Here is a 16,774-nt window from a genome sequence, read left to right as displayed (position 1 = left end):
CCCGGCTGACTGGCCGCCCAGAGGCCCGGCCGAGGCGTCAGCCCGCGACCTCGGCCGTGTCCTGCGAGACCCCGCCGTCGTACTGCGTGGCGTAGAGGGTGGCGTAGAGGCCGGCGGCCGCGAGCAGCTCCTCGTGGGTGCCGCGCTCGACGACCCGGCCGTCGTCCACCACGAGGATTTGGTCGGCGGCGCGGATCGTGGACAGGCGGTGGGCGATGACGATCGCGGTACGGCCCTCGAGCGCGGTGTCGAGCGCACGCTGGACGGCCACCTCCGACTCGCTGTCCAGGTGGGCGGTGGCCTCGTCGAGGATGAGTACGGCGGGTGACTTCAGCAGCAGGCGCGCGATGGCGAAGCGCTGCTTCTCGCCACCGGAGAGCCGGTGACCGCGATCGCCGACCACGGTGTCCAGTCCCGCCGGCAGCGTGTGGACGAGATGGCCGATGCGGGCCGCCTCGAGCGCCTCCCACATCTCGGCCTCGGTCGCGTCCGGGCGTGCGTAGGCCAGGTTGGCGCGCAGGGTGTCGTGGAAGAGGTGCGCCTCCTGGGTCACCATCCCCACGGTCGCTCCGACCGACTCCAGCGTCGCGCTGCGCAGGTCATGGCCGCCGATGCGCACTGCGCCGCTCGTCGGGTCGTAGAAGCGCGTGACGAGCGAGGTGATCGTGCTCTTGCCGGCGCCGCTCGGCCCGACCAGGGCGATGAGCTGCCCGGGCTCGGCCCGCAGGCTGACTCCCTGCAGGACGGGACCGCCCTGGTCGCGGTCGCCGGTGGTCGCACCCTCGAGGGAGCGCAGCGAGATCGAGTCGGCTCCCGGGTAGGTGAAGTGGACGTCGTCCATCTCGACGGACAGCGCCTCACCCGAGGGGAGCGGCCGGGCGTCGGGCGCCTCCTGGATGCTCGAGGGCTTGTCGAGCAGCTCGAAGAGACGGGCGAAGGAGACGAGCGCGGTGAGGATGTCGACGTGGACGTTGGAGATCGCGGTCAGCGGACCGTAGAGCCGGGCCAGCAGCGCCGCGAGGGCCAGCAGCGTGCCGACCGTCAGGGTCCCCTCGACGGCCATGACGCCGCCGAAGCCGTAGACCATCGCGGTGGCGATCGAGGCCAGCAGGGTGAGCATGATGAAGAAGACGGCCCGGTTGACCGCGATCCGCACGCCGATGTCGCGTACCCGGGCGGCGCGCTGGTCGTACAGGGCGACCTCTCGCGCGGGCTGGCCGAAGATCTTGACGAGCAGGGCACCGGCAACGTTGAAGCGCTCGGTCATCTGGTTGCCCAGGTCCGCGTTGAGGTTCATCTGCTCGGCCGACAGCGAAGCCAGGCGTCGGCCCATCCACTTCGCCGGGAGGATGAAGAAGGGCACCAGCACGAGCGCGGCGAGCGTCAGCTGCCACGACAGGGCGAACATCGCACCGAGGATGAGCACGAGCGAGATGACATTGCTGACGACGGAGGACAGCACGGTCGTGAAGGCCTGCTGAGCGCCGATCACGTCGTTGTTGAGCCGGCTGACCAGCGCCCCGGTCTGGGCCCGGGTGAAGAAGGCGATCGGCTGACGTAGCACGTGCGCGAAGACCTCGGTGCGCAGGTGGTGGATCAGCCCCTCACCGATGCGGGCGGAGAGCCATCGCTGCACGAGCGTGGTGCCAGCCTCGACGAGCGCGATGAGCGCGACGAGGAGGGCGATCGTGACGACGACGCGGCGGTCCTGCGGGATGACGCCGTCGTCGATGAGTCGCTGCAGCAGCAGCGGCACGGCGACCACGGTGAGCGAGCCAACAGCGACGAGCACGAGGAACCCGGCGATGATCCGGCTGAAGGGCCGGGCATAGCCCATCACCCGCCGAGCGGTCCCGGGCGGCAGGGGTGCGCGCGTCGTCTCGTCGCTGCTCATCGAGCGCATCAGGCCCCATGCGTTGTTCATCGTCATCCGTGTGTGCTCCTCGTCGGTCCGGTGGCGACAACCCCGCCGGTCCCCTCAGGATTCCCTACGGGTGTGTCAGCCGAGTGCCCGGCGCAGCACGAGCGACGCGACAGCGGCGGTGTCCGCCAGCCCTCCGGCGACGAAGGGGGACCCCGCGGCCTGCGCGAGGGCGGCCACCTTGTCGTGGAGGACGCCCTCCGCGAGGGTCGCCGGGACCACGACCCGGCCGGTCGTGGCGCCGGCGCGTGGCGCGGCGAGGGTCATGGTCAGCCAGCCCGCCCGGGGGTGCGTGTCGAGCAGGGTCCGGATGCTCTGGCCGGCCTGGCCGGAGCTCGAACCCCCGGCGACGAGCAGCACCGGCTGGTCGACGGCGTGCCCCGCGGCCACCAGGCGCTCGTCGACGGCGACGAGCAGCAGCGGGTCTCCCCCGAGCGCGGGAGCGACCCGGACCGGCGCACCTGCCGCGCCGAGGGCTCGCACCGCAGCGGGCACGTCGACACGCGCGTGGAAGGCCGGGGTGACGAGCATCGGCACGACGGTGACCTCGTCGGTCAGGGTCGGGCCGAGATCGTGCGGGCGCGGGTGGTCGTGCTCGATGTAGACGAGGCGGGTCTCCCCCTTCGCCGCGTCGCGCAGCGGTCCGGCCACCCGCTCCCGCAGACGCTCGAGAGTCGCTGCGTGCCTCGGGTCCGGGGACCCGTGGGCAAGCAGCACGGTCGTCACGGCCGCATCTCCTCAAGGTCGTGCGCCCGAGGCCGCATCTCCTCAAGGTCGTGCGCTCGACGGCGCATCTCCTCAAGGTCGTGCATCACGTGTGGAGTCCGCACTCCACCTTGTCCGTGCCCGACCAGCGTCCGGCCCGTGCGTCCTCGCCCTCGGCGACGGGTCGGGTGCAGGGGGCGCACCCGATGGAGGCGTAGCCACTCTGGCGAAGGGGGTTGAGGAAGACCGACTTCTCGGCCGCGTACTGGTCGACATCGTCCTGGGTCCAGCCCGCGATCGGGTTGAGCTTGACCATGCCGCGGCGCTCGTCCCAGCCGACGATGGTGATGTCGGTGCGGGTCGGCGCGTCCTCGCGACGCATGCCGGTCACCCAGGCGTCGTGCTCATCGAGCGCGCGGTTGAGCGGCTCGACCTTGCGCATGGCGCAGCACAGGTTGGGGTCACGGTCGTGCAGCTGCGGACCGTGCTCCGCGTCCTGCTCGGCCACCGTCAGGCGCGGGTAGATCGTCCGGATGGTGATCGGCAGCATCGCGTCGTACGCGTCCCGCGTGCCGAGCGTCTCGGCGAAGTGATAGCCGGTGTCGAGGAAGAAGACGTCGGCACCCTCGAGGGTCGTGCCGACGAGGTGCACGAGCACCTCGTCGCCCATCGAGCTGGCCACGGTGAGCCCGTCGCCGAAGGTCTCCTGCGCCCAGGCCAGCGCGCGACGACCGAGCTCGATCCGCCCTTCGTGCGTGTCCCCGAGCTCGGCCTCGAGCGCGGCGAACTGCTGCTCACCGGCTCGGGCGATCTCCTGCAACCGATCCTGCGAGTGAGCGGCACTCATCGGATGTCGTCCTCGTCGGCCTGTCGCACCCAGCTGGCGAAGGACTCGCCGTCGGCGCGCTGGGCGAGGTAGGTGCGGGCCAGGCGCTCGATGTAGTCGGGCAGGTCGTCGCCGGCAACCTTGAGCGCTCGGGTCTTGCGGGCCAACGCGGTGTCCTCGGCGAGCGAGCCACCGAGCAGCACCTGGAAGACCTCGATGTAGGTGCCGTCCTCCTTCTGCTCCAACATGCCCTTGAGGCCGACGTCGGCGACCTGGCTGCGGGCGCAGGCGTTGGGGCAGCCGTTGAGGTGGATGCTGAAGGGGACGTCCATGTCCGGCAGGCGCTTCTCGAGCTCCTCCACGGTCCAGCGGGCGCGGTTCTTGGTGTCCGTCAGGGCCAGCTTGCAGAACTCCAGACCCGTGCAGGCCAGGACATTGCGACGCCACTCGCTCGGGTGGACCTCGAGGTCGAGCTCCTTGAGGTCGACGGCGAGCTGGTCGGCAGCTGCTCGCGGCACATCGAGGACGAGCACCTTCTGGTGCGGGGTGAATCGGATGCGCTGACTGCCGACGGCCTCTGCCAGCTCGGCCAGGCGGGTGAGCTTGGTGCCGGTCATGCGCCCGGCGATGGGGGCCGCACCGACCCAGACCCGACCGTCCTTCTGCTCGTGGATCCCCACGTGGTCGCGACGAGTGCCGGGAGCGACCGTCGCCTCCGGTCCGTCGGGCAGGCGACGGCCGAGGTAGTCGTTCTCGAGGATCTCGCGGAACTTCTCCGGGCCCCAGTCGGCCATGAGGAACTTCAGCCGGGCCTTGTTGCGCAGACGACGGTAGCCGTGGTCGCGGAAGATGCTCGTCACGCCCTCCCAGATCTCGGGCACCTCGTCGACCGAGACCCACACGCCCAGACGCTGGGCGAAGATCGGCTTGACCGAGAGGCCACCGCCCACCCACACGTCGAAGCCCGGACCGAGCTCGGGGTGGACCACGCCGACGAAGGAGATGTCGTTGATCTCGTGGGCGATGTCGTGTGTCGGGGATCCGGAGATCGCCGTCTTGTACTTGCGCGGCAGGTTGGAGAACTCGGGGTTGCCGATGAACTTGCGCTTGATCTCCTGCAGGGCGGGGGTGCCGTCGACGATCTCGTCCTTCTCGATGCCCGCCACCGGGGAGGCGATCATCGTGCGAGGGCAGTCACCGCAGGCCTCGGTCGTCGACAGACCGACCGACTCGAGCCGGCGCCAGATCTCGGGCACGTCCTCGATCTGCACGTAGTGCAGCTGGATGTTCTGCCGGTCGGAGATGTCAGCGGTGTCCTGGGCGAAGTCCGTGCTGATCCCGGCGATGGTGCGCACCTGCTCGGTGGTCAGCTGGCCGCCGTCGCTGCGGACGCGCATCATGAAGCGCGAGTCGGAGATGTCATCCTCGCCGGTGTGGGTTCCGTCGAGGCCGGGCTTGCGCTGCGTGTACAGACCCATCCAGCGGAAGCGCCCCGTGAGGTCGTCCTCGGCGATGGAGTCGAAGCCCTCGTGGGAGTAGGTGTCGATGATGCGCGCACGAACGTTGAGCGCGTCGTCCTCCTGCTTGAACGCCTCGTTGGGGTTCAGCGGGGTCCGGTCACCATCAGCCCAGGCTCCGTTGGACTTGGTGCGCGTGGGTCGGGTCGTCACAGTCACACGACCCATAGTAGGGACTCACTTATGGAACTCATAACTCACCGTTATGTGTCTCACGTGGTGGAGCGCGGGCCTCAGGCCAGGGTGACCAGGTCCCGGTAGTCCGGGCTGTAGAAGTCCTCGACGCCGTCGGGCAGGAGCAGGATCCGCTCGGGCTGCAGTGCGTCGACGGCGCCCTCGTCGTGGGTCACGAGGACGACGGCACCCTTGAAGGTCGACAGCGCGCCGAGGATCTCCTCGCGGCTGGCGGGGTCGAGGTTGTTGGTCGGCTCGTCGAGGAGCAGGACGTTGGCGCTGGAGACGACGAGCAGCGCGAGGGACAAACGGGTCTTCTCGCCACCGGAGAGCACACCGGCAGGCTTGTTGACGTCGTCGCCGCTGAAGAGGAAGGAGCCGAGCACCTTGCGGACCTCGGTCTCGCCCAGGTCGGGTGCGGCCGACTTCATGTTGGCCAGCACCGACCGGTCGACGTCGAGGTTCTCGTGCTCCTGGGCGTAGTACCCGAGCTTCAGCCCGTGCCCCGGCTCGACCTGCCCGGTGTCCGGTGCGTCGACCCCGGCGAGCATCCGCAGCAGCGTCGTCTTGCCGGCGCCGTTGAGCCCGAGGACGACGACCTTGGTCCCCCGGTCGATGGCCAGGTCGACGTCGGTGAAGATCTCCAGGCTCCCGTAGGAGCGGGACAGGCCAGAGGCACGAAGGGGGGTCCGCCCGCAGGGAGCCGGGTCCGGGAAGCGCAGCTTGGCCACCCGGTCCTGGGTGCGCTCCCCCTCGACTCCGGCGAGCATCCGCTCGGCGCGCTTGATCATCTGCTGCGCCGCAGTGGCCTTGGTGGCCTTGGCGCGCATCTTGTCGGCCTGCTCGAGCAGGACGGTCGCCTTCTTGGTGGCGTTCTGCACCTCACGCTTGCGGCGGCGCTCGTCGGTCTCGCGCTGCTGGAGGTAGTTCTTCCAGCCCATGTTGTAGATGTCCAGCTCGCACCGGTTGGCGTCGAGGTGGAAGACCCGGTTGACGACGACCTCGAGCAGCTCGACGTCGTGGCTGATGATGATCAGCCCGCCCTTGTAGTTCTTCAGGTGCTCGCGCAGCCAGCCGATCGAGTCGGCGTCGAGGTGGTTGGTCGGCTCGTCGAGCAGGAGGGTCTCGTTGCCGGAGAAGAGGATCCGGGCGAGCTCCACCCTTCGTCGTTGGCCACCCGAGAGCGTCTCGAGGCTCTGGTCCAGACGCCCCTCGTCGATCCCGAGGGCCGAGGCGATGCTCGCGGCCTCGGACTCGGCGGCGTACCCGCCGGCCGCGTCGAACTCCTCCTGCAGCCGACCGAAGCGCCCCATCGCCTTCTCCAGGGTCTCCGGGTCCGCGCTGGCCATCTTCTTCTCGGTGGCGCGCAGGTCGGTGACGATGCGGTCCAGACCGCGCGCGGAGAGGATGCGCTGACGGCCGGTGACGGAGAGGTCGCCGGTGCGCGGGTCCTGCGGCAGGTAGCCGATGCCCCCGGTGGAGGTGACCTGCCCCGAGGCGGCCTGCGCCTGACCGGCCAGCACCTTGGTGAGGGTGGTCTTGCCGGCGCCGTTGCGGCCCACGAGTCCGACCCGGTCTCCTGCCGCCATGCGGAAGGACGCGCCATCCAGGAGGATCCGCGAGCCTGCCCGCAGCTCGATGCTGCTTGCTGTGATCACGGGTGGTTCTCCTGCACGTACGAACGGTGGGTCGCCGGTTAGTGTAAGTCGCAGACCCTCGGGTCACCGCATCCGTCCCGGTCCCCCGGACCGAGCCCCATGGAGGAACCACCCATGAGCATCAACGACAACGCCTCGCTCGACACCTCGCGCATGGGCGGCGGCGGTGGCGGTGGCGGCCGAGGGCGGGGCCCTGTGATCGCCGGAGGTGGCGGAATCGTCGGCCTGATCATCGCCGTGATCCTCGTCCTGACCGGCAACGGCGACATGCTCGGCGGTGGTGGTGCGCCGCAGGACACCGGCCAGGGCCAGAGCGACCAGCGCCTGGCGGAGAAGTGCAAGACGGGCGCCGATGCCAAGAACGATCGCGAGTGCCTCATGGTCCTCGGCGAGAACAGCCTCCAGGACTTCTGGAGCGACCAGCCCGACCTGGCCAAGGCCCTCCAGGACGCCAACCAGCAGTTCCGCGGACCCGACAAGGTCGTCGTCTACACGGGGCAGACCCAGTCCCAGTGCGGCACCGCGAGCAACCAGGTCGGTCCCTTCTACTGCCCCGTCGACGAGCAGATCTTCATCGACACCGACTTCTTCGACATCATGGAGCGGCAGCTCGGGGCCCAGGACGGCGTGCTCGCCGAGCTGTACGTCCTCGCGCACGAGTACGGCCACCACATCCAGAATGTCTACGGTGTGCTCGGCGAGGCCCAGAAGGACCCGCAGGGCGCTGACTCCGGTGCCGTACGCGTGGAGCTGATGGCCGACTGCTTCGCCGGCATGTGGATCCAGCACGCCACCGAGACCAAGGACGCCCAGGGCCAGGCGCTGCTCACCGACATCAGCGACGCCGATGTCACCAACGCCATGGGTGCGGCCAAGTCCGTCGGCGACGACGAGATCCAGAAGAAGTCCGGTGGTGGCGTCCAGCCCGAGTCCTGGACCCACGGCTCGGCCAAGGCCCGTCAGGCCTGGCTGCTGCGCGGGATGAACGCCACCTCCGTCAACCAGTGCGACACCTTCGAGGTCAGCGACCCCAACAACATCTGACCCGGTCCCTGAGGAGCTTGCGCAGCAAGCGTCTCGAAGGGCCGTCTCGAAGGGCCGGCGTCGAAGGGCCGCTCCCGGCGATGACGGTCGGCGCGCTGCCGAAGTCCGGTCCCTGAGGAGTTTGCGCAGCAAGCGTCTCGAAGGGTCGTCGTCGTGTGGTCGCGTTGTCGTTCTCGACTTCGGCTTGATGCTGCGCCGACCCTCACCGCCCGTCGCTGGTGTCACGTGCCGGCCATCAACCTCGGTCGCTGGCGTCCTCGAGGGTGATGCGTATGGCGCGCGCCCTCCGGGCGGCTTCCTCGAGGACAGCAAACCTGGGGTCGGGGAGGTCCCACAGGGTCCGGCGCGGCAGGTCGCGCAGGTGGGCGAGGCGGTCGTCGTCGAGCACCTGCTCGGCCATGCGCCGGTCGCCTCCGAGCACCAGGGCGTCCACGCTCCCTGGCTCCAGATGCCGAAGGGCGAGCTCGCTCACCTTGTCGATCACGCCGTCGGCCTGGTTGCCGCGCCGCCGGGCGTAGCGCTGCTGTGACCAACCGCCCTTCTTGGTCCTGCCCTGCACATAGGCGGTGCCGCAGGTGTGGGCGACGAGGTCGCCCCCTTCGTCACGGCCGACCGCGTGACCTCCGCGGCGCACGAGGACCACGCCGATGCGGGCATGGTCGAAGGGCTCCCCCGTGGCCGTCGAGCCATCACCGCCGGTGAGCACGAAGGAGCCCGGCACGTCGGCGCGCGTGGCGCCGTCGTGCCGGGCTGCAAAGCCTTCGACCCACCGCTCGAGGCGGGCCGGGGCCACCTCGACGGTGCGGGACATGCTGGGGTGACTCAGATGTTGAAGCCGAGGGCGCGCAGCTGCTCGCGCCCGTCGTCGGTGATCTTGTCCGGTCCCCACGGCGGCATCCAGACCCAGTTGATCCGCGCGTCCGTGACCAGGTCGGTGAGCGCCTGGTTGACCTGGTCCTCGATGACGTCGGTGAGCGGGCAGGCCGCGGAGGTGAGGGTCATGTCGATGACCGCGTGGTTCTGCGGGTCGACGGTGATGCCGTAGACGAGGCCGAGGTCGACGACGTTGATCCCCAGCTCGGGGTCGACGACGTCGCGCAGCGCCTCCTCGACATCAGCGACATTGCTCGGGGTGGGTGCCTGGGCAGTCATGCGGTCTCTCCTTGGGATGTGGTCGCGATGTCGACGCCGGCCTGGGCCAGCGCGTCGGTGAGGGCCATCCAGCCCAGCAGAGCACACTTCACGCGTGCCGGGTACTGGGCGACGCCGGCCAGGGCGACGCCGTCGCCGATGACCTCTTCGTCTCCAGAGTTCTTGCCGCGGCTGGTGAGCATCTGACGCATCGCCTCGTGCACGACCATCGCGTCGTCGATGCTGTCACCGGTGACCTCCTCCGCGAGGATCGAGGTGCTCGCCATGGAGATCGAGCAGCCCAACGCCTCGTAGGAGATGTCGGTGATCGTCGCGTCGTGCCCGGTGCCGTCGAGGTGGACGCGCAGCGTCACCTCGTCACCACAGGTGGGGTTGACGTGGTGCACCTCGGCCAGGTGGCCCTCACGCAGGCCGTGACCGAACTGACGCTTGGAGTGGTCGAGGATGAGCTCTTGGTAGAGGTCCATCAGGCGGCTCCTGTCTCGACGCCGAAGATCGCCGGCACACGGTCGAGCGCAGCGACGAGCGTGTCGATCTCGGCCGGGGTGTTGTAGACGGCCAGCGAGGCGCGGGTGGTCGCAGCGACACCGAAGGCGCGGTGCAGCGGCCAGGCACAGTGGTGCCCCACGCGGACGGCGACGCCGTGGTCGTCGAGGACCTGGCCCACGTCGTGGGCGTGGACGCCGTCGACGACGAAGGAGACCGCGGCGCCGCGGTGGACGACGTCGGCCGGACCGATGAGCCGCAGCCACGGACGCTGCGCGATCGCCTCGAGCAGCTGGGCCGTGAGGGCCTGCTCGTGCGCGGCGATCCGCTCGACACCGATGTCCTGCATCCAGCGCACGGCGGCACCCAGGCCGATGGCCTGGCTGGTCATCGGCACGCCGGCCTCGAAGCGGGTGGGCGGCGGCGCATAGGTGCTGCCCTCCATCCGCACGATCTCGATCATCGAGCCTCCGGTGAGGAAGGCGGGCATCTGGTCGAGGAGGTCGTAGCGACCCCACAGGACACCGATACCGCTCGGGCCGTACATCTTGTGGCCGGAGAAGGCGAGCAGGTCGACGCCGAGCTCGGTGACGTCCACCGGCAGGTGCGGCACCGACTGGCAGGCGTCGAGGACCGTGATCGCCCCGACGGCCTTGGCCGCAGCCACGATGCGCGGGACGTCGCTGACGGCGCCCAGCACGTTGGACGCGTGGGTGAAGGCCACGACCTTGGTGCGCTCGGTGACCATCTCGTCGAGCTGGTCGAGGTCGAGGCGACCGTCGTCGGTCACGCCGATCCAGCGCAGGGTGGCGCCGGTGCGGCGGCACAGCTCCTGCCACGGGATGAGGTTGGCGTGGTGCTCGGCCTCGGTGATCAGGATCTCGTCACCTTCACCGACGCGAAGGGGGGATCCCACCTCCGCGTTGGAGAAGGCGTAGGCGGCGAGGTTGAGCGCCTCGGTGGCGTTCTTGGTGAAGACCACCTCGCGCTCCTGCGCACCAATGAGCCCGGCGATGGCCGCCCGGGCGCCCTCGTAGGCCTCGGTGGCTTCCTCGGACAGCGCGTGCGCCCCGCGGTGGGGCGCCGAGTTGGCCGTGAGCAGGAAGTCGCGCTCGGCGTCCAGGACGGCGAGCGGCTTCTGCGAGGTCGCACCGGAGTCGAGGTAGACGAGTGGCTTGCCCCCGCGCACGGTGCGCTCGAGGATGGGGAACTGACCGCGGATCGCGGCCAGCTCGCCCTCGGGGATCAGCTGTGGCGTCATGCTCAGGCTCCAGCGGTCGTGGCGGGCTCCCCCGTCGTCAGGAAGCGGTCGTATCCCTCGGCCTCGAGCCGGTCGGCCAGCTCGGCCCCGCCCTGCTCGGCGATCCGCCCGTCGACGAAGACGTGGACCTGGTCGGGGGTGATGTAGCGCAGGATGCGCGTGTAGTGCGTGATCAGCAGGACGCCGGCGTCGGTGCCCGCCTTGGCGCGGTTGACACCCTCGGAGACGATGCGCAGGGCATCGACGTCCAGACCGGAGTCGGTCTCGTCGAGGATGGCGAACTTGGGCTTGAGCAGCTCCATCTGGAGGATCTCGTGGCGCTTCTTCTCGCCACCGGAGAAGCCCTCGTTGACATTGCGCTCGGCGAAGGCGGGGTCCATCCGCAGCTCGTCCATCGCGTTGCGGACGTCCTTGACCCAGTGCCGCAGCTTGGGCGCCTCACCGTCGACGGCCGTCTTGGCCGTCCGCAGGAAGTTGCTCACCGTGACGCCCGGGACCTCGACGGGGTACTGCATCGCGAGGAAGAGGCCGGCGCGAGCCCGCTCGTCGACGGACATGGCGAGCACGTCCTCGCCGTCGAGGGTCACCGTGCCGGAGGTGACGGTGTACTTGGGGTGGCCGGCGATGGAGTAGGCCAGCGTGGACTTGCCCGACCCGTTGGGGCCCATGATCGCGTGCGTCTCACCGGAGTTGATGGTGAGCGTGACGCCCTTGAGGATCTCCTTGGGGCCGTCCTCGGTGGTGACGCTGACGTGCAGGTCGGTGATCTCTAGCGTTGCCATGTTCGTCGTCTTTCCTTCGTGAAGTGTGTGGTCAGTCGGCCAGCGCGACGAGGACGTCACCGTCGGCGCTCACCTGGACGGTGTGCACCCTGACGGGGACGGTCGCCGGGAGGCTGGTGGGCCGGCCGGAGAGCAGGTCGAAGCGGGAGCCGTGCAGCCAGCACTCGATGGTGCAGCCCTCGACCTCGCCCTCGGAGAGCGAGACCTTGCCGTGGGTGCACTCGTCGTCGATCGCGTGGACGGTGCCGTCCTCGGTGCGGACCACGGCGATGACCCGACCGGAGACCTCCGCCTTGGCGGCCTCCCCGGTCGTCAGCTCGTCGAGGTGGCAGACCCGGACGAAGTCCGGCTCGGCGACGGCACTCATGCCGCGCCGCCCTCGAGCTCGACGTCGATCGCCGCCATGATGCGCTCGCTGATCTCCGGGTCACCGACCCGCTGGACGATGCTGTTGAAGAAGCCGCGCACGACGAGGCGACGGGCCTCGTCCTCGGGGATGCCGCGCGACTGCAGGTAGAACAGCTGCTGGTCGTCGAAGCGGCCCGTCGTCGATGCGTGACCGGCGCCGATGATCTCGCCCGTCTCGATCTCGAGGTTGGGGACGGAGTCGGCACGGGCGCCGTCGGTCAGCACGAGGTTGCGGTTGAGCTCGTAGGTCTCGGTGCCCTCGGCCGCCGCGCGGATGAGGACGTCGCCGACCCACACGGTGTGCGCGGTCTCGCCCTGGAGCGCGCCCTTGTACTCGACATTGCTCGTGCAGTGCGGCGCCTCGTGGTCGACGAAGAGCCGGTGCTCGAGGTGCTGCCCGGCGTCGGCGAAGTAGACACCCAGGCCCTCGAAGGAGCCGCCGGGACCGGCGTAGGTCGCGTTGGTGTTGAGTCGCACGATGCCGCCACCGATGGTGATGGCGATGTGCCGCACGCTGGCGTCACGACCCACGACGACGTCGTGCTGGCCGAGGTGGTGGGCGTCGTCGGCCCAGTCCTGCAGCGAGACGATCGTCAGCTGTGAGCTGTCGCCGGAGACCACGGAGAGCAGCTCGGTGTAGTCGCTGGTGCCCGAGTGCTCGACGACGACCGTCGCCTTGGCGAAGGCACCGACGCGCACGACGTGGTGCGACCGCACGGTCTCTCGACTCGCACCGTCGAGCCGGATGCGCACCGGCTCGGTGAGCTCGGCCTCGGCCGGGACGTCGATGACGACCACCGAGTCGCCGCTCGCGGCGACGGCCGCGGCGCGGTCGGCCGGCAGCGGGACGCCCGCGCCCCGGAACTCGTCGGCCGAGACGCTCGTGCGGGTCACGCCCTCGGGCAGCTCGTGCGTGACGCTGAGCGAGGAGCTGTCCCCGGCGTCGCTGAAGAGGTCGGTCAGCTCACCGACCGGGGTGAAGCGCCAGTCCTCCTCGCGCCCGGTGGGCACGTCGAAGTCGGAGACCTGCCAGGAGCGGGTGCGCTCCGCGCGGGACTGGTCGGGGACAAGTGTGTCCGCGGAATGGGTATGGGCCTTGGGGCCCGAGTCAGCCAGCAGGCTCATCAGCCGACGGCTCCTTCCATCTGGAGTTCGATGAGACGGTTGAGCTCGAGGGCGTACTCCATCGGCAGCTCGCGCGCGATGGGCTCGACGAAGCCACGCACGATCGTCGCCATGGCCTCCTCCTCGTTGAGCCCGCGGGACATGAGGTAGAAGAGCTGGTCGGCGGACACCTTGGAGACCGTGGCCTCGTGACCCATCTGCACCTCGTCCTCGCGGACGTCGACGTAGGGGTAGGTGTCGGACCGGCTGATCGTGTCGACGAGCAGTGCGTCGCAGACGACATTGGACTTGCTGTTGGTCGCGCCCTCGAGGACCTGCACGAGGCCCCGGTAGGAGGTGCGACCGCCACCACGTGCCACCGACTTGGAGATGATCGAGCTGGAGGTGTTGGGGGCGGCGTGCACCATCTTGGCGCCCGCGTCCTGGTGCTGGCCCTCGCCGGCGAAGGCGATCGAGAGGGTCTCCCCCTTCGCGTACTCGCCCATGAGGAAGCACGCGGGGTACTTCATCGTCACCTTGGAGCCGATGTTGCCGTCGACCCACTCCATCGTCCCGCCCTCGGCGACCGTGGTGCGCTTGGTGACGAGGTTGTAGACGTTGTTGGACCAGTTCTGGATGGTCGTGTAGCGCACCCGGGCGTTCTTCTTCACGACGATCTCGACGACCGCGCTGTGCAGCGACGCGGTGCTGTAGATGGGCGCGGTGCACCCCTCGACGTAGTGGACCGAGGAGCCCTCGTCGGCGATGATCAGCGTCCGCTCGAACTGGCCCATGTTTTCGGTGTTGATCCGGAAGTAGGCCTGCAGCGGGATGTCGACGTGCACGCCCGGCGGGACGTAGATGAAGGACCCACCCGACCACACGGCGGTGTTGAGCGCGGCGAACTTGTTGTCACCGGCGGGGATGACGGTGCCGAAGTACTCGCGGAAGAGGTCCTCGTGCTCGCGCAGCCCGGTGTCGGTGTCGACGAAGATGACGCCCTGCTGCTCCAGGTCCTCGCGGATCTGGTGGTAGACGACCTCGGACTCGTACTGGGCGGCGACGCCGGCGACGAGGCGCTGCTTCTCCGCCTCCGGGATGCCCAGACGGTCGTAGGTGTTGCGGATGTCCTCCGGGAGCTCCTCCCACGAGGCGGCCTGGTTCTCGGTGGACTTCACAAAGTACTTGATGTTCTGGAAGTCGATCCCGGTGAGGTCGCTCCCCCAGCTCGGCATGGGCTTCTTGCCGAAGAGGCGCAGGGACTTCAGGCGCAGGTCGCGCATCCACTGCGGCTCGCTCTTGCGGTTGCTGATGTCGAGCACGACATCCTCGTTGAGGCCACGCTTGGCCGTCGCGCCCGCGGCGTCGCTGTCGGACCAGCCGTACTCGTACCGGCCGATGTCCTTGAGCCCGGGGTTGAGCTCTTCGATGTTGGTGCTCATCGGGTGGACCTCTCTGTGTGGGGACGCGCCCCCGGGGTGGGGACGAAGGTGGTGCAGACGTGGTCGCCCTGGGCCAGGGTGGCCAGGCGTTGGACGTGGACGCCGAGGAGACGGGAGAAGGCATCGGTCTCCGCCTCGCACAGCTCGGGGAACTCCGCGGCGACGTGCTGGACCGGGCAATGGCCCTGGCACAGCTGCAGACCGACGACGACGTCGTCGCCGACCGTGCGGGCGCTGGCAGCGTAGCCCTCGACACGCAGGGCCTCGACGAGGGCCTCGGTGCGGGCGTGCGGATCGTCGCCCGCCGCCGCGATCTGGCTCTCGCACCGCTCCTCGAGGGAGCGGATGCGTTGGTCGGCGAAGGCGCGCACGGCGTCCTCGCCGCCGGTCTGGCGCAGGAAGCGCATGGCATCAGCAGCCAGCTCGTCGTAGTCGGCGGTCAGGTGCTCGTGACCGGTGTCACCGACGACCCACTCCTTGGCGGGACGGCCCCGGCCACGCTTGCCCGCGTGGGGCGCGCGACTCGTCACGGCACTCGTCTCGGCGAGCTGGTCGAGGTGGCGGCGCACGCCGGTGGCGGTCAGCCCCAGCTGTGCGGCCAGCGCAGCCGCGGTGATCGGCCCCTGCTCGCTGATGACGGCCAGGACGCGGTCACGGGTTCGCGCATCACGACTGACGTCGTCGGGTACCGACGGCGCCTTGTCGACGTGCGAGGAATTAACCACACACCCATGTTACGTAATTACCCCGACAAGGCAACAAAGGGAGCCCTAACCCGGGTCCGTCGATCGTGCTGCCTAGACTCGCCTCTCGTGACACGTGCCGTCGTCGTGGAGGACCTGCGCCGCGTCTTCGGTGACACTCGCGCCGTCGACGGGGCCACATGGGCTGCCGAGACGGGCCAGATCACCTGCGTCCTCGGCCCCAACGGGGCCGGCAAGACGACGACCATCGAGTGCCTCGAGGGCCTCCAACGTCCCGACTCCGGGAGCTGCCGCGTCCTCGGCGTCGACCCGTGGCAGGCCGGCGCCGACCACCGCGCCCGGGTCGGGGTCATGCTCCAGGACGGCGGCCTGCCGCAGAGCGTCTCGGCGGCGCGTCTCCTCGGGCACCTGCAGCGGCTCTACCGGAGCCACCGCATCGACGAGCTGGTCGACCGCCTGGACATCACCCCCTTCGCCCGGACGCCGGTGCGCCGCCTGAGCGGCGGGCAGCGCCAGCGGGTCGCCCTGGCCGCCGCGCTGCTCGGCGACCCCGAGGTCGCCTTCCTCGACGAGCCGACCGCCGGGCTGGACCCGCACGCACGGCTCGCGGTCTGGGACCTGATCCGGGAGCGTCGGGACGAGGGCGTCGCCCTGGTCGTCACCACCCACGGCTTCGACGAGGCCGAGCGCCTGGCCGACCGGATCGTCATCCTCGACCGCGGCACGGTCGTTGCGGACGACACGCCCGCCGCCATCGCTGGCGGGGGCCGGCTCGAGGACGCCTACTTCGCCCTGACCGGAGGAACCCGTGGCTGAGACCACCCTCTCCCCCGCGGAGCCGCAGGGGCGCCGCATCCTCGCCCAGGCGCGCTTCGAGGCAGAGATCCTCGCCCGCAACGGCGAGCAGCTGCTCGTCTCGCTCGTGCTGCCCGCCCTGGCCATGGTCGCCCTGATCGCCTCGCCCTACCCGGACCTGGCGGAGCCCCGCGTGGCCCTCGTCGTCCCGGGCGTGCTCGCCCTGGCCGTCGTCTCGACGGCCTTCACCGGGCAGGCGATCCAGACCGCCTTCGACCGTCGCTACGGCGTGCTGCGGCTCCTCGCGACGACACCCGTCGGCAGCGACGGGCTGCTCGCCGGCAAGGCCGTGGCGGTGGCCGTGGTCGCGCTCGTCCAGCTCGTCGTCCTCGGTGCCCTCGGGGCGGCCCTCGGATGGCGGCCGGACCTGCTCGGCCTGCTTCTGGCACCCGTGTCCGCGGCGCTGGGCGTCTGGGTCTTCGTCTCCCTCGCGCTGCTCCTGGCCGGAGCGCTGCGGGCCGAGGCCGTCCTGGCCCTGGCCAACCTCGTCTGGGTCCTGCTCGCCGGCGTCGGTGGTCTGCTCCTGCCCGGCACGACGATCGGCGGCCTCGACGCGATCGTGCGGTGGCTGCCCTCCGGTGCGTTGGGCGATGCCTTCCGCGACGGGCTGACCGGCTCCGGCGTGCCCCTGCTGCCCTGGGCCGTGCTCGTCGTGTGGGGTGCCGTGCTCAGCCTCGCGGTGGTGCGGACCTTCCGCTGGCGGGACTGACCCCCTTCGCCACCCGTGGTCATCTC

17 protein-coding genes are annotated in these 16,774 nt (G+C 70.0%); 3 read left to right on the top strand and 14 right to left on the bottom strand.

What is annotated here, in order from left to right:
• Window positions 1-37: 37 nt before the first annotated feature.
• The 5 genes from EXU32_RS06200 to EXU32_RS06180 form a co-directional block, all read right to left on the bottom strand.
• Entirely contained in the window at window positions 38-1,930 is a 1,893-nt protein-coding gene (locus tag EXU32_RS06200; protein ID WP_130629114.1) for an ABC transporter ATP-binding protein, read from the bottom strand.
• 69 nt (window positions 1,931-1,999) lie between these two features.
• Window positions 2,000-2,647 carry a sirohydrochlorin chelatase gene (locus EXU32_RS06195; RefSeq protein WP_130629113.1) on the bottom strand — a complete coding sequence of 216 codons (648 nt, stop codon included), beginning with the start codon at window positions 2,645-2,647 and terminating at the stop codon, window positions 2,000-2,002.
• A gap of 85 nt (window positions 2,648-2,732) precedes the next feature.
• Window positions 2,733-3,473 (bottom strand): phosphoadenylyl-sulfate reductase, encoded by a 741-nt coding sequence (locus EXU32_RS06190; RefSeq protein ID WP_130629112.1) that lies wholly within the window; start codon window positions 3,471-3,473, stop codon window positions 2,733-2,735.
• Window positions 3,470-5,137, bottom strand: a complete 1,668-nt coding sequence (locus EXU32_RS06185; RefSeq protein WP_130629111.1) for a nitrite/sulfite reductase — start codon at window positions 5,135-5,137, stop codon at window positions 3,470-3,472. Before EXU32_RS06185 ends, EXU32_RS06190 begins: the two co-directional genes overlap by 4 nt.
• 65 nt (window positions 5,138-5,202) lie before the next feature.
• Window positions 5,203-6,801 (bottom strand): ABC-F family ATP-binding cassette domain-containing protein, encoded by a 1,599-nt coding sequence (locus EXU32_RS06180; RefSeq protein ID WP_130629110.1) that lies wholly within the window; start codon window positions 6,799-6,801, stop codon window positions 5,203-5,205.
• Window positions 6,802-6,915: 114 nt separating this feature from the next.
• Between EXU32_RS06180 and ypfJ the strand changes: the two genes are divergently transcribed.
• Entirely contained in the window at window positions 6,916-7,845 is a 930-nt protein-coding gene (gene ypfJ / locus EXU32_RS06175) for a KPN_02809 family neutral zinc metallopeptidase (RefSeq protein WP_130629109.1), read from the top strand.
• Window positions 7,846-8,080: 235 nt separating this feature from the next.
• Here the strand turns inward: ypfJ and EXU32_RS06170 are convergent, their stop codons facing one another.
• The 9 genes from EXU32_RS06170 to EXU32_RS06130 are packed head-to-tail and all read right to left on the bottom strand — an operon-like array spanning window position 8,081 to window position 15,205.
• Window positions 8,081-8,656, bottom strand: coding sequence for an acVLRF1 family peptidyl-tRNA hydrolase (locus tag EXU32_RS06170; protein ID WP_130629108.1), 576 nt, complete (start codon window positions 8,654-8,656; stop codon window positions 8,081-8,083).
• Between the two features lie 11 nt (window positions 8,657-8,667).
• Window positions 8,668-8,997, bottom strand: coding sequence for a metal-sulfur cluster assembly factor (locus tag EXU32_RS06165; protein ID WP_130629107.1), 330 nt, complete (start codon window positions 8,995-8,997; stop codon window positions 8,668-8,670).
• Window positions 8,994-9,464: a Fe-S cluster assembly sulfur transfer protein SufU gene (gene sufU / locus EXU32_RS06160; protein ID WP_130629106.1), complete on the bottom strand. Its 471-nt coding sequence runs from the start codon at window positions 9,462-9,464 to the stop codon at window positions 8,994-8,996. The genes EXU32_RS06165 and sufU overlap by 4 nt, the downstream gene beginning before the upstream one ends.
• Entirely contained in the window at window positions 9,464-10,744 is a 1,281-nt protein-coding gene (locus EXU32_RS06155) for a cysteine desulfurase (RefSeq protein WP_130629105.1), read from the bottom strand. Before EXU32_RS06155 ends, sufU begins: the two co-directional genes overlap by 1 nt.
• 2 nt (window positions 10,745-10,746) lie before the next feature.
• A complete protein-coding gene (sufC, locus tag EXU32_RS06150) occupies window positions 10,747-11,526 on the bottom strand; it encodes a Fe-S cluster assembly ATPase SufC (protein ID WP_130629104.1) in 780 nt (259 codons plus the stop codon).
• Window positions 11,527-11,557: 31 nt separating this feature from the next.
• A complete protein-coding gene (locus EXU32_RS06145) occupies window positions 11,558-11,893 on the bottom strand; it encodes a non-heme iron oxygenase ferredoxin subunit (protein WP_130629103.1) in 336 nt (111 codons plus the stop codon).
• Window positions 11,890-13,059, bottom strand: a complete 1,170-nt coding sequence (sufD, locus tag EXU32_RS06140) for a Fe-S cluster assembly protein SufD (protein WP_130629102.1) — start codon at window positions 13,057-13,059, stop codon at window positions 11,890-11,892. Before sufD ends, EXU32_RS06145 begins: the two co-directional genes overlap by 4 nt.
• Window positions 13,059-14,480 carry a Fe-S cluster assembly protein SufB gene (gene sufB, locus EXU32_RS06135; protein WP_130629101.1) on the bottom strand — a complete coding sequence of 474 codons (1,422 nt, stop codon included), beginning with the start codon at window positions 14,478-14,480 and terminating at the stop codon, window positions 13,059-13,061. Before sufB ends, sufD begins: the two co-directional genes overlap by 1 nt.
• Complete coding sequence (locus EXU32_RS06130; protein WP_130629100.1) at window positions 14,477-15,205, bottom strand: helix-turn-helix transcriptional regulator; 729 nt, start codon at window positions 15,203-15,205, stop codon at window positions 14,477-14,479. Before EXU32_RS06130 ends, sufB begins: the two co-directional genes overlap by 4 nt.
• A gap of 87 nt (window positions 15,206-15,292) precedes the next feature.
• Between EXU32_RS06130 and EXU32_RS06125 the strand changes: the two genes are divergently transcribed.
• Both EXU32_RS06125 and EXU32_RS06120 read left to right on the top strand, forming a co-directional pair.
• Window positions 15,293-16,000 carry an ABC transporter ATP-binding protein gene (locus EXU32_RS06125; RefSeq protein WP_130629099.1) on the top strand — a complete coding sequence of 236 codons (708 nt, stop codon included), beginning with the start codon at window positions 15,293-15,295 and terminating at the stop codon, window positions 15,998-16,000.
• Entirely contained in the window at window positions 15,993-16,748 is a 756-nt protein-coding gene (locus tag EXU32_RS06120; protein WP_130629098.1) for an ABC transporter permease, read from the top strand. Before EXU32_RS06125 ends, EXU32_RS06120 begins: the two co-directional genes overlap by 8 nt.
• The last annotated feature ends 26 nt before the right edge of the window (window positions 16,749-16,774 follow it).

It is taken from the genome of Janibacter limosus (assembly GCF_004295485.1).
Lineage (GTDB): Bacteria > Actinomycetota > Actinomycetes > Actinomycetales > Dermatophilaceae > Janibacter > Janibacter limosus_A.
This window is presented reverse-complemented; position numbering and strand designations above follow the sequence as displayed.

Coding starts and splice junctions, on each gene's coding strand:
- EXU32_RS06200 (WP_130629114.1), bottom strand. CDS start 1,930: ATGACGATGAACAACGCATGGGGCCTGATGCGCTCGATGAGCAGCGAC.
- EXU32_RS06190 (WP_130629112.1), bottom strand. CDS start 3,473: ATGAGTGCCGCTCACTCGCAGGATCGGTTGCAGGAGATCGCCCGAGCC.
- EXU32_RS06185 (WP_130629111.1), bottom strand. CDS start 5,137: ATGGGTCGTGTGACTGTGACGACCCGACCCACGCGCACCAAGTCCAAC.
- ypfJ (WP_130629109.1), top strand. CDS start 6,916: ATGAGCATCAACGACAACGCCTCGCTCGACACCTCGCGCATGGGCGGC.
- EXU32_RS06170 (WP_130629108.1), bottom strand. CDS start 8,656: ATGTCCCGCACCGTCGAGGTGGCCCCGGCCCGCCTCGAGCGGTGGGTC.
- EXU32_RS06165 (WP_130629107.1), bottom strand. CDS start 8,997: ATGACTGCCCAGGCACCCACCCCGAGCAATGTCGCTGATGTCGAGGAG.
- sufU (WP_130629106.1), bottom strand. CDS start 9,464: ATGGACCTCTACCAAGAGCTCATCCTCGACCACTCCAAGCGTCAGTTC.
- EXU32_RS06155 (WP_130629105.1), bottom strand. CDS start 10,744: ATGACGCCACAGCTGATCCCCGAGGGCGAGCTGGCCGCGATCCGCGGT.
- sufC (WP_130629104.1), bottom strand. CDS start 11,526: ATGGCAACGCTAGAGATCACCGACCTGCACGTCAGCGTCACCACCGAG.
- EXU32_RS06145 (WP_130629103.1), bottom strand. CDS start 11,893: ATGAGTGCCGTCGCCGAGCCGGACTTCGTCCGGGTCTGCCACCTCGAC.
- sufD (WP_130629102.1), bottom strand. CDS start 13,059: ATGAGCCTGCTGGCTGACTCGGGCCCCAAGGCCCATACCCATTCCGCG.
- sufB (WP_130629101.1), bottom strand. CDS start 14,480: ATGAGCACCAACATCGAAGAGCTCAACCCCGGGCTCAAGGACATCGGC.